The following is an 11,819-nucleotide window of genomic DNA, read 5'->3' as shown; positions in this document are numbered from 1 at the left end:
TCACCTCACCTCGATGCAGTCGCCCCTGTATGGGATGACCTCGACGGTTCCCTTGTACTCGGCGACGTAGCCCGCTACTCTGACCGTCTGGCCCTCGCTGAGATCCGGCTGGGCGACGCTCTTTGGTATGAAGATAACCAGCTCCCCGCTTCCGTCGTCGATGGTCAGCTTGACGAAGCTCTTGCCAGTGTAGACGTCCTTGATGGTTCCCTCAACGACCACGGTCGTCCCGAGGAGGTCCAAAGTGACGTCGCCCGTCCTTAGTTCCTCCGCCGGAACCGCCTCGACGACGGTTATGGAAACCACCTGGCCGGCGTCGGCGTCGTAGGTTATCCTGAGCGTGCTTCCGGTTCCCGCTTCCCTCGGATCCGGGAGGAGGTCGCGCGAGACCGCCAGCTTGGCGCTTCCGGTGTCGTCGTGGACCTTCATGACGTAGCCGTCCTCGTAGCTCAGCCCGTCCCAGGTTACCGTGAGGTTCACCCTTCCGGTGGCGCCGGAGAGCTCCGAGACCTTCACCTCTCCGATTCCCGCGGTTCCTCCGGGGGGATTCTCCATCACCACAACCGCATCGAGGTCGTAGACGATAATCTCCGCCTCGCCGTTGTACTCGTCCACGTAGCCAGCAAGGAGCACCGTCCGGCCCTTCTCGACGCTCAGGTTGGCGCCGCCGGGTATGAAGACCGCTATTCCACCGCTTCCATCGTCCACGATCAGCTTGAGGTTGCTTCCGAGGGTGAAGACGCTCGAAACAGTTCCGTTCAGCGCCACGGTCCTGCCCTTCATCGAGAGGCTCACCGAGCCGGTCTTGACGACCTGGGAGGGCCTGGCCCCGGTGACGTTCAGCGCGGTTATCCTGCCGGAGAGCGGGTCGGCTATCACCCTCAGCGTGCTGCCCGTGCCTGCTTTGAGCGGGTTGGGCAGGAGGGAGCGCTCGATGAGGAGGGTTGCGCTTCCGGTGGAGTCGTGGAAGGTCAGCGCGTAGTCGGGCTTCTGGTAGGCAATCGAGTCCCAGGTGACCGTCAGGAGGAGCGGCTCGGTGGCGGTCTTCAGGTCCGAGACGGTGCCCTCAAGCGGCCCGGTCTGCTGGAGCTTCTCAATCGCGGCCGGGTTGAAGAGCACCACCTCCGGCTCGTCGCGGTAGATTTCGACGTATCCTCCGATCTGCACAATGTCTCCCTCGGCCGGGACGTAGGTCAGCTCGTTGGCGGTCGTCCTCGGCACGAAGACCGGGAGGTTGCCGACGACTATCTTGAGGTTGCCGCTGAGGTTGGCCACGTCGGTGACCTTGCCGACAACGGCGACGAGCTGTCCCTCCATCTCCGCGGTGACCTCGTCGGGCTTGAGCGGAATCGGGGCTATCGGAACTTCGACGGTGAGGTTCTCGCCCTTCACAAGGCTTGGACTCTCGACCAGGCCCCTGACCGTGACCTGACTGCCGGTTCCTGCCTCGAGCGGGTTGAGGTTGAGCAGGGCTTCCCTCGGGAGAGAGGCCTTAACGCCGTCCACGGCGAGGTAGTAGGTGCCGTTGGCGTAGGTTACCCCCTCGATCGAGCCGGCGAAATCGACGAGCTGACCCTCGTAGTCAGCGAGCTGGGCCGCGGTGACCTTCGGAAGCTCTATCTCCTCCGGTGGGAGCGGCTCTCCGAGGGCCCTTATTCCCTCTCCAGTGTAAACGACCACCTCGAGCTTTCCGCGGTACTCCTCGAGGTAGCCGGCAACCTCGACTCCGAGGCCGACTTTAAGCTGAGCCATCGTCTCGTTGGAGAGCTCAGCGAGGGCGGCGGAGGGGATGAAGACGTCCAGCCTTCCGGTTCCGTCGTCGATGACGAGCTTGAGGTTCGAGCCTACCCTATCGACCTCCTCGATGTTGCCCTTCACGGCCGCTATCGAGCCGCGCATGTCCAGGGTTAGGACGCCGATCGGCTTGAACTCGGTTTTAACGGGCTTCACGACCTCCAGGTAGGCCGCAACGAGCCTGCCGTCGTTCCCCATTCTTCCCGCGACCTTGACCGTGCTCTCGCTCGAGGCGTTGAAGGGGTTGAGGTTGGCGAGAACCTCGCGCGGGACGAGGGCGTCGAGGTAGTTCTGACCGTCGGTGATGGTCAGCACGTAGCGGCCGTTCTCGTAGGTTATTCCAGCTATGGAGCCTTCAACGGCCATGACCATTTCAGGATAGTTGGGTGCCTCGCCTATCGGGACGACGGGAGCTTCCTCGATCGGCGTAACCGCGAGCTGGGTGAGGTTCCTGACGACTATCTCCGGTGAGGTGCCCTTGTAGAGGTAGACTATTCCCGGGGCGTAGAGGGTGTCGCCGACCTTGACGGAGAGGTTGTTGAAGACGAGAAGAACCCTCGGGACGAGCACGGAAACGAGGGAGTCGCCGGTATCGACGGTCATCAGGTAGCCGGAGCTGACGTTGGAGAACTCTGTGACGATGCCCTCGACGGCCACGTAGGAGCCGCTCATGTTGGCGTTGAGGGACTTGACGAGCGGCGGGTCGGCGGAGTGGAGCTTCGAGCGGAAGTGCAGGCCGTCGAGGTACTGGAGCATCGAGTAGGTGTAGGTCTCCCTCACGCGGAGCTGGACTTCGGCCGTCACCTCGTCGCCGGGGAAGGGGACTAGACCCTTCCGTACCATCTCATCGGCGAGCGGGGAGTAGACGCGGACGTCAATCTGCCCGGTTCCGTCGTCCACCGTGAAGGTTAGGCCGAGCTTTCCGCCGGTCTGGGAGACGTAGGGAACGGTGATTACGGTGCCGTTTATCCTGACGACGGCGTAGTTCATCAGGTAGTTGCCGTAGACGTCGCTCACCCTGACGAGCGGGGCTTGGGCGCTCTGGGCGGCAACGAGCAGAACGGCGACGCCGATTACAGACAGGAGAATCGAGAGGTATTTGAGCCTCGATACGTTGAGCTTCTTCTGCTCCTTGAGTCCGTGGTAGTAGAGCTTTTTCTCACCCTTTTTTCCCGACATGAGCAGACCTCCGGATTATTTGACGTAGCAACCCAGTTGATGGATGCTCTTTTTAACGCTTTCGTGTCAAAAGGGGACAGGAGTAACCAGGTTTGAATAAGGTGGAACGTTACGACCGGGGAAAATAATTTAAGGCCCCACTCAAAGGACGGGCTGTGAAGACGGTAATGGTCACGGACAGGAGGAGGCACCTGCTCCACCCCCTGCTCGTTGCCTCAGCCAGCAGGGCGCTTCACCGGGGCAATCTCAGGGCCTTTGAAGCCGTTGCGGAGGCCTTCGAGAGGAACTACTTCTTCGAAAGGATAGTGAGAATGCCCATGGACTGCTTCGGAAAGTACCTCGGAGAGAGCATTCTGCTCGGCGTTCAGGCCGGGTTCAACCGCCTCGATGAACTCCTGCCCGCGGCGGAGGGGGAGGGGGTGAGGCTGATCGAGACGGGGGACGGGTGGGTTCCGTTCTACACCGCCGCGAGGCTCTACGCGGACGGAAAGGCCGTACCGCCAGAGATCCTCAGGAGCCTCCCCGACCCGGACCACCTGCCCAGGGACGGGGACTACCTCAGGTTCCTGGTGAAGCTCATAGAGCACAACCACCGCTTTGGCATAGTCAGCTGCGCCTTCGAGTTCTGGGCCCTGAGGGAAGCCCTCTCGCGGAAGCTGTGGATGCCGGAAGAGCCGAAAACCTGGAGGGGTAAGGGCTGTTTCGTGGGGGTCACGCGGGGAAAGGGGGACATCAACGACGTCAGGGGCGAGCTGAAGCTGTTCTGCAGAGAAGGATGGTGCCTCTTCTACTTCCGGGGAAGCGAAAAGAGGCTGAAAGAAAAGCTCAAAGAAAGGGGCCTCAGCCTTCCTTGAGTATCTTCTCGACGTCGAAGCCCTCCTCGTACTTCCTGAGCTTGCGCTCGAAGAACTCGATGAAGAGCCTGTAGCGCTTTGAGCGGTGCTTCGGGCTTCCGCGGATGCTGTGGCCGTGGGGCCCTTTCTTGAAGACCGCTATGTAGGCCTCCTTGCCCATGTCCTTGAGAACGTTGTAGAACATGAGGCTCTGGTCGAGCGGACAGCGGTAGTCCTCAAGGGAGTGGATGAGCAGAATCGGGGCCTTCACGTTCTCCGCATAGAACAGCGGGCTGAGCTTCCGGTAGTTCTCGTTCTCCAGCGGGTTCGGGCCGATGACTTCAACGTCGTACCAGAGGCCGATGTCGGAGAAGGCGTAGCTGGTGAGCCAGTAGCTTATGCCGTTCTCGCTTATACCTGCCTTGAAGAGGTCGCTCTGAGTCAAAGCCCAGTTGGTCATGAAGCCGCCGTAGCTTATGCCGGTAATGCCAACGCGCTCCCTGTCGGCCTGCGGTTCGAGCTTGAAGAACTCCTCGATGCCGTTCATTATGTCCTCAAAATCCTCAAGACCTGTTCTTTCAAGGACGCGGAGCGCGAAGTCCTCGTCGTAGCCGTCGCTCCCGCGCGGGTTGACGAAGACGATGTAATAGCCCTTCGCCGCCATCAGCTGCATCTCGTAGACGAAGCGGTGGCCGTACATTCCCTTCGGCCCACCGTGGACGAAGACTATAACAGGAGCTTTTTCGTCCTCCTTGAGCTCGGGCCTCAGGTACCAGCCGTCTATCTCCAGGTCTTTGCTCTTGAAGCGGAAGTGCCTCGGCTCGAAGGTCTTGAGCCTGGCGAATATCGGCCCGTTGTAGTCGGTTATCTGCTTCAGCTCGCCGTCGTAGAGGTAGAGCTCGGGGACGCGGGTGGCGGTCGCTATAAGCAGAACCGCCCTTCCGTCGTGGACGTCGAAGCCGTAAACCCAGTGGTTTCCTACAACCACCCTCTCCGCTTGTCCGTCCCAGAGCCAGAGGTTCACCCTGCCTGCATCTGGAGTGAGGAAGTAGACCTTGCCGTCGGTGAGCTTCGCGCCGTAGACGTCGAGCGGACCCTCGTAGACGGGCTTGAGCTCGCCGTCCCAGACGTAGAGCCACTCGTGCTCGCTGATGAACCGCTTTTCTTTCTTGCCCCTCAGGAGGAGCGCCTTTCCGTCGGAATCCACCGCCTCAAAGGAAACGCGCTCGAAGAGCCTCTCCTCCTCACCGTCCCTCCAGAGGTAGATGTCATAGAACTTGAAGAGCGCTGGTTTCGAGCCCTCGCGGTGCGGGACGTTGACGGCTATGGAATCGCCGTGCCAGAGACCACTCGAAAACCTCGGCTTCTCGAACTGCTCGATTATTTCCTCACTCTCCGTGTCGAGAACCCAGAAGGTCGTTTTCTCCCCGTCGAAGAAGCCCATGCTGTCGAACCAGGCGGGAACGTCGTCGTCGAAGACGAAGTCCTCATCATCGCGGCGCTTGAAGCCGATCACAAGGAGTCTCCTGGAATCGTCGTTCCACTGTATCGAGCGAACGTTCTTGATGGTTAAAACCCTCTTGGCGCTCAGGGTCTGTACGTCCGCCACCCATATCTCCGTTGCCTTCTTCTCGCTGTTGGGACGCGTGAAAGCGAGTTTCTTTCCATCCGGCGAGATCCTCGGCATGGAAGCGTTCTCGATGAAGCGCCTCGCCCCGGTCTCCAAGTCCTCAACGACCACCGTGCTCTCGTACTTGTTGTCCTCCATGTTGGCCTTTGTAAGAACGTAGGCCACCAGCCGGCCCCGGATACGCGGGTCGCCCAGGTACGCGAACCTAGAAAAGGTCTTCTCATCCCATTCGATGTTGCTCATAACGCTATCACCGGCCTATCATGGACATCAACGTATATAAGCTTAACTATCGTGTGCAGTAACAAACGCGAGAAGGTTTAAAAGGTCATCACCGATAGCGAGGGGTCAGGTGGAAACATGAGGGAGGAGCACGGCGTTGGAATCATACTCGTCCTGGGGATATTCATCTCCGTGGCGTTCAGAACCTACGCGGGAGTAACAATAGCCGCCGTCGGGATACCCCTATACCTCGCGTACGTCGCCCGGCATCAGAACATCCTGGCAAAGTCCCGGCTCTTCGACAGGGACCTCTTCCTGATGATGGCGATAGCCGTGGCCGTGATACTGGTCTTCGACTACCTCTGGGATCCGAGGATGGGGCTGATAGCGATGGCGGTGGCGATACCCCTCCTGGCCCTCTACGCGGACAGGCTAAAGGCGAGAAAGAAGGCGCAGAAGGCCTGAGAGCCTCCCGGTTCTCTTGTAATTCCTCACTTCCTCCCTTATTTCCTCAAGGAATGCCCGGTCCATCCCGAATTTCTCCCGAACCCTGCGCGAGATGTGGTTGTCGTTCAGGAACACCATGGCCATAGCGGAGGTGAGGTTCTTCGGCTTCCTCCAGCCGGACTTTTCGAAATCTATCAGCCAGACCCTCTCTCCGACTATTATATGCTTTCCCCCCTGAATCTGGCCGTGGTCGAGGCCGAGCCTGTCGAGAAGGGCCGTTTTCTCAACTATCTCGAAGATATGCCGTTTTTCGATGTCCGCGTGGAATATTATCTCCCCCTCCGCGAACTCCCGAACGAGGTACTCAAGACCCTCAAAGACGCCGTAAGCCACTAGCGGCGGGGTTATCCCGAATGGCTCCACCGCGCGGATGATTTCGGCCTCCCTGGCGAAGTTCTGCCTCGGGGAGTCCGGCCGCTGGAGCTTTATTATGACGTTTTTTTCATCCAACCGGGCGCAGAAGATGAGACTCGTGGTTCCCTTGGCGTAGGGACGAATTTCCTCAAATCCAAGCGATTTCAGGCGGGAGTAAAACCGCCCCAATTGAGCTTCGCTTATCAAGTGGTCGAACATATGCCTCGATAAGCTTAAATACTCCGAAGATAAAATACTTTTGGTGATAGCCATGGTGACGGCTTTTATTTTGATGGTGACGGCCGCTGGAAAGGAAAGGGAAGTTATGGAGAAGCTTCTGGCCATGCCGGAGGTTAAGGAGGCTTACGTGGTCTATGGCGAATACGACCTCGTCGTAAAGGTCGAAACCGACACCCTCAAGGACCTTGACCAGTTCATAACCGAGAAGATAAGGAAGATGACCGAAATCCAGATGACCTCGACGATGATAGCCATCTGATTCTCTCATTCTTCGTTCTTCCGTTCTCCATTATGTCAACACCCCTTCTGAGGCCTCATCCTCCCAGAGCAGGGCAAAGCCCACGCTCAGGAGCACCATCGTGACGACAGGGGCCAAAAACCACCACCATCTGCCCGCGTACAGGGCGTTCTGGTTGAGGCCCTCCAGTATGAACGAACCCCAGTTGTCGCTGGGAATCATGTTGAAGAACCCCAGTATCGCCACCAGCGCGACGACCTTGGGGAACAGCAGGCTGAAGTGGCTCAGGGCGTAGGGGATTACCGGCCTCAGGATATGCCTCCGGAGAATGTGGAGGTCGCCCGCCCCGAGCGCCCTCGCCGCGGCAACGTGCTCCTTAACCTTCTCCTGAACCACGAAACCCCTAACCGCGCTCCCGAACTTGCCCGCGAGCAGTAGGGCCAGTATGAGGGCCAGGGTTCCAGTTCCTATCTCCCTGCTCATCGCTATGCCCGTCGTTGAGAATGAAAATATCATAAGCATCGCGAGGGGGAGGACCGGGAGCGCTCCGAGAGAGTTCAGCAGGCTCTCGAGGAAGACCGCGGCCCGGTTTTTGTAGTAGCCGGCGAAGAGACCGAGGAGGAGGCCGATGATGACCACGAGAACGGACGCCTCGAGCGACACGAGCAGGGTGCTCCTGCCGGCGAGGACGAAGCCCACCCAGAGGTCTCGGCCGTAGGAGTCCGTACCCAGGAGACCGTAGGAGTCGCCGAAGAGGGTAACCTCAACCGGGCCCGTGGACTCGACCTCGACCGTGTACTCCCCCTTCAGGACATCACCGCCGTAGCCCATGAAGAGTAGCTGGGTGGGCGTGAAGAGGGGCCTGCTCTCCGGGCCGTAGCCGATGGACTCGGCAAAGTCATAGGCGTCTGCCGCGAGGGTGGGGTTGGAGTTGACGCTCGTCCTCCCGTCCACCTCCACCGGGCCGAGGGCAACGGAGAACCCGTCGGGGCGGCGAATCACCAGCCTGACCGTCGAGTTGCCCTCGAGCATTATGTTCCCAGGAACAGTGTCGCCGACTGAGAAGGTCATAGAGAAGTTCGTTCCAGAGGATTCAAGGGTTTTGAAGCCGGAGGGAAGCCAGATGGGCCGGGCGTTCCGGGGGTAGTCGTTCCAGTAGGGCAGGTAGTTCCAGTTGGAGGCCTTCTCAGCGGGCACTATCACACCGACGGGCAGGACCGCGAGGAGCATAACCAGCATTATCAGCGCGAGTCCGGCCTTCGCTTTGGCGTCAAGCCTCAACGCCGCCACCTCCGGGAGCGAGGAGTTCCGACAGAACCGTAACGGCCAGAAGGACGAAGAAGTTCACCACCATGAAGACCGCTATGGGATAGAAGAAGACGTCCGGATCGAGGGTGTAGAGGTCGCCGGATATGCGGAAGCCCCACTGGAGCATCTTACCGAGGCCAAAGAGGCCGAAGAAGGCATCGACCACGAGGGCGAGCGTCGAGACCTCGACGAAGTGCTGGAAGAGGAAGCCGAGGAAGGACGGCATGACCGCGCGGAGAACGTGCCTCTCGACCCTGCGCTCCGGCAGTCCCATCGCCCTCTTGGCGCGCACGTACTCCTTACCGAACTCGTCCCTGAGGAGTATCACCAGGGCCTCGACGAACTCCCATAGGGCGACGAGGACTATAGAAACCAGCGGAAAGGCCATGTAGGCGAGGTTTCTGGCGAGGGAAGTGGATGTGCCGAGACCGTTTATCAGGTAGTTGGGGAGCGCGCTCATTATAATGAGGAGCGAGAAGAGCGCCGCCACGGCCCAGACGGGAAGACCGTTGAAGACCCTGGCGAGAAAGCGGACGGTGGAGCGGAGGCGCCTCTTCCTGAGGGCGAGCTTTGCGAGGGGGAAGCCGATGAGGACTATGATAGCCTCCGCGAGGAGAATCAGCGCCAGCGTCCTGGCCACCATGAGCTTCCTCGGTACAGGGTAATCGTAGTCAGGGTCAAATAGGGAGTGGTGGAGCACGTAAAGCCCGGCGTGGAGGGGGTTCATCGTGAGGGTCGGGTAGTCCTTCGGGGCCACGAAGTTCATGTAGTAGTCGTAGGGGTCCATTCCCAGGGAACTCGCGTTGGCCTCTATTACGGCCCTCTCCGCCGAAGGAAGAAGGCTGAACTCCATGTCCGCCCGGTAGAACTGGTAATCCTTTATCCCGATGCCAGAGATAAGCGCCACGAGGAGGATAAGGAGGAGGTAGTTGAGGAGGGCGCGGGTAACCCTGCCCATGGAATCACCTCAGGTCCATTCTCCTGAACCTCATGAGGGCCAGCCCGAGGTAAACAGGGGCAAGGCCAGCTATCAGCGCCGTCTGGGCTGGATTGTCCGTTATGGCCCGCTTGACACCCCTGTACTCCACGGTGTAGGTGCCGTCGTCGTTGAAGGTGGTCCTGTCTATGTCCGTGAACACGTCGAGCATGATCACCTGGGGGGCGTAGAAGAGGTACCTCAGGTGGTACTCCTCGTAAAGCTCGTCCAGGCGCTCGCGGTAAGCCCTTTTCTCCTCAGGCGAAAGCTTACTGAAGTCCCCCCATTTTTGAATCCCGAACTCCTCCCTCGCCTTGTCCTCAGCGAGGCCGTCCACCACCTGGGGCATGACGAGGCCGGTGACGAAGAAAATAACGAGGGCCAGTCCCAGGGCGGTGTTGGAGGAGCGGATAAGGGTTGAAATCAGCAGGCCAAGGGCGAGGAGCTGGAGCATGGCGAGGAGGACTAGCAGGTTCGAGAGGACCAGGTCCCCAACGAGGGCGGCGGTGAGGGAGAGGCCGTAGTACTTCGTTATCGCGAAGGACAGAAGGGTGGCGAAGGCCATGGCCACGACTATGCTGAGCGCCTGGCCGAGGAACTTGCCCAGCAGGTACGAAACCCTCCCCAGCGGCTTGCTGAGAACCACCCTCACCGTCCCGTCCTCAAGGTCCGAGTTCACGGCAGTTGCCCCCGCCATGAGGGCATAGACGCCGATGAAGAGGAACGCGCTGACCGCTATGTAACCCACGACGCTCGTGACGAGCACTTCCTGCGGGTTCGTGGCGCCTTCAAGGTTGTCCCGCACTTCCCTGAAGGTCATGGCGTAGATTAGCAGAATCAGAACGAGTATCAGCCAGAACTTCTTCGTCCTTAGGCTTTTCTTCAGCTCAAGCTCGAACCCCCACATTCTATCACCTCAGGTCGGCTTTTCTGAATTTGAGCCAGGCAATTGCGAGGTAAACCACCGTAGGTATGACCAGCATCGCCAGATTCCCCTGATAGCCCAGAATCTCTGATACGGACTTTGGCGGAAGGCTCCTCTTCGGCGAGACCACCATCCCAAGCACGGTGTAGTGCAGGTTAGGACTCGGCACGGGAAGGGAGTTTTTGGCCAGAACATCAACTAACGACTCTCCCGCCGAGTTTGAGGCCGCAATGACGGCGATTGGAACTGCAAAGCCCAGCAGGAAGGCCAGTACCAGCGAGACGAAAAGCGCCTTTCTGCCCCTCATGAAGGATGAAAGCAGGTAACCGAGGGCCAGGTACTGGACGAGCGAGAGGAAGAGCAGGGAGCCAAAGGCAAGGCCGAGCTCAAGGGTTTTACTCAGGGGGGCACCCAGGTGGAGGGCGTAGGCAACGAGGATGGCCAGATAGAGGGTGGCCCCGATGAAGACGGCAGAGATGTCGCTCAGGAACGTCCCGAGGAAAAAGTCCCTCCTCCTCAACGGCTTGCTCAGCAGAACTCTAACAGTGCCGTTCTCGATGGCCGAGCCTATCGAGACCGCCCCAAGGGGGAGGACAACAAGGGGCAAGAACATGCCACCCAGTGTCGAAATTAGGGCGTTCAAAATGCCGGTAGGGCCGTAAAGGGAGTGGTACTTGTCGAGGGTAGCCCTGTTTAAGAAGGCCATCAACGCCGTCAGGGCGACGAAAACCATGAAGCGTTTGCTCTGAAGGCTCAGCCCGAGGAAAACGCCGTAGAGCCCGCGGGGGGAGAAGGAAAAACCGGGGACGGTGATGGACCCAGAACCCCTCAGCTCCCTCCTCCGGAAGGCCTCCATTCCCGCGAGCGACAGACCAACGGAAAGGGCCAAAAGTCCTCCAACGGCCTCATGGGAGACGGAAACGCTCTCCCCGATGGAAACGGCCCTCTTAAGGTAAGCCGTCGGGATGAAGGAATAATCAAACTCCCCGAGGAGCAGGAGCACAACGAACGCTCCAAGGCCGAGGAAGACCCCTGAATCGCGGGAGGTCGCCAAAGGAAGGAGGAGCAGGGCGATTCCGACTACACCAATCAGTGAGAGCGAAAGGGCGAGGGAGCCGATGAGGTAGTCCCTAACCTCGAAACCGTGGGCGAGCATCGCGAGCGCTCCCGAGAGTGAAATCCCAAGAGCGGAAATTAGGGCAAGCTTCAGCCCCTCAAGAGCCCAGCCGAGGAAGTAATGCCTCCTCGTGAGGGGCTTTGAGAGCATCAGGAGAACGTTGCCCCGCTCGAAGTCCGAGCCAAAGCGCGAGAGAAGCATGATCAGCAGAAGCAGAATCAGGAGGAACTTAAGGAAGCTGGGAAGCCACTTGGCGAGCAGGTCAGCGGTTATCAGGTAGCCGAGCCGTTCAGGAGATATATTGGGGTAGTGGGTGGTAAATCTGGAAACGTCTATCTCTACCGCTACGGCCGGGAAGAGGGAGACGAGGAGAAGCAGAAGCTTAGTCCTCACCGAACACCACCTCCAACTCATCCTGAGAATGAGGGAATTCACTGGTAACGCCAGCCAGGGGGAACAATAAGATGAGACTATCACAAAAGTTATGGACTATTCT

At 59.3% G+C, this 11,819-nt stretch carries 10 protein-coding genes; 3 read left to right on the top strand and 7 right to left on the bottom strand.

What is annotated here, in order from left to right; translation table 11 throughout:
* Positions 1–2,973: an OB-fold nucleic acid binding domain-containing protein gene (locus GQS_RS07680; RefSeq protein ID WP_014013119.1), complete on the bottom strand. Its 2,973-nt coding sequence runs from the start codon at positions 2,971–2,973 to the stop codon at positions 1–3.
* Positions 2,974–3,128: 155 nt separating this feature from the next.
* On the opposite strand from GQS_RS07680, the gene GQS_RS07675 reads away from it, so the two are divergent.
* Positions 3,129–3,827: a hypothetical protein gene (locus tag GQS_RS07675; RefSeq protein WP_148236383.1), complete on the top strand. Its 699-nt coding sequence runs from the start codon at positions 3,129–3,131 to the stop codon at positions 3,825–3,827.
* Here GQS_RS07675 and GQS_RS07670 read toward each other — a convergent pair.
* Complete coding sequence (locus tag GQS_RS07670; protein WP_014013117.1) at positions 3,814–5,679, bottom strand: S9 family peptidase; 1,866 nt, start codon at positions 5,677–5,679, stop codon at positions 3,814–3,816. The two genes, GQS_RS07675 and GQS_RS07670, sit on opposite strands and share 14 nt — an antisense overlap.
* 117 nt (positions 5,680–5,796) lie before the next feature.
* Between GQS_RS07670 and GQS_RS07665 the strand changes: the two genes are divergently transcribed.
* Entirely contained in the window at positions 5,797–6,123 is a 327-nt protein-coding gene (locus tag GQS_RS07665) for a hypothetical protein (RefSeq protein WP_014013116.1), read from the top strand.
* Here GQS_RS07665 and GQS_RS07660 read toward each other — a convergent pair.
* Positions 6,091–6,738, bottom strand: coding sequence for a serine/threonine protein kinase (locus GQS_RS07660; RefSeq protein WP_014013115.1), 648 nt, complete (start codon positions 6,736–6,738; stop codon positions 6,091–6,093). The two genes, GQS_RS07665 and GQS_RS07660, sit on opposite strands and share 33 nt — an antisense overlap.
* A gap of 52 nt (positions 6,739–6,790) precedes the next feature.
* Here GQS_RS07660 and GQS_RS07655 point away from each other — a divergent pair, with 52 nt between their 5' ends.
* On the top strand, positions 6,791–7,018 hold the full coding sequence (locus tag GQS_RS07655) for an Lrp/AsnC family transcriptional regulator (protein WP_014013114.1): 228 nt from the start codon (positions 6,791–6,793) through the stop codon (positions 7,016–7,018).
* 30 nt (positions 7,019–7,048) lie between these two features.
* Here the strand turns inward: GQS_RS07655 and GQS_RS07650 are convergent, their stop codons facing one another.
* The 4 genes from GQS_RS07650 to GQS_RS07635 are packed head-to-tail and all read right to left on the bottom strand — an operon-like array spanning position 7,049 to position 11,716.
* Positions 7,049–8,287 (bottom strand): ABC transporter permease, encoded by a 1,239-nt coding sequence (locus GQS_RS07650; RefSeq protein WP_369782826.1) that lies wholly within the window; start codon positions 8,285–8,287, stop codon positions 7,049–7,051.
* Positions 8,268–9,263 (bottom strand): ABC transporter permease subunit, encoded by a 996-nt coding sequence (locus GQS_RS07645; RefSeq protein WP_014013112.1) that lies wholly within the window; start codon positions 9,261–9,263, stop codon positions 8,268–8,270. The genes GQS_RS07650 and GQS_RS07645 overlap by 20 nt, the downstream gene beginning before the upstream one ends.
* A gap of 4 nt (positions 9,264–9,267) precedes the next feature.
* On the bottom strand, positions 9,268–10,188 hold the full coding sequence (locus GQS_RS07640; protein WP_014013111.1) for an ABC transporter permease subunit: 921 nt from the start codon (positions 10,186–10,188) through the stop codon (positions 9,268–9,270).
* Positions 10,189–10,192: 4 nt separating this feature from the next.
* Complete coding sequence (locus GQS_RS07635; RefSeq protein ID WP_014013110.1) at positions 10,193–11,716, bottom strand: ABC transporter permease subunit; 1,524 nt, start codon at positions 11,714–11,716, stop codon at positions 10,193–10,195.
* Positions 11,717–11,819: the final 103 nt, after the last annotated feature.

It is taken from the genome of Thermococcus sp. 4557 (assembly GCF_000221185.1).
GTDB lineage: Archaea > Methanobacteriota_B > Thermococci > Thermococcales > Thermococcaceae > Thermococcus.
This window is presented reverse-complemented; position numbering and strand designations above follow the sequence as displayed.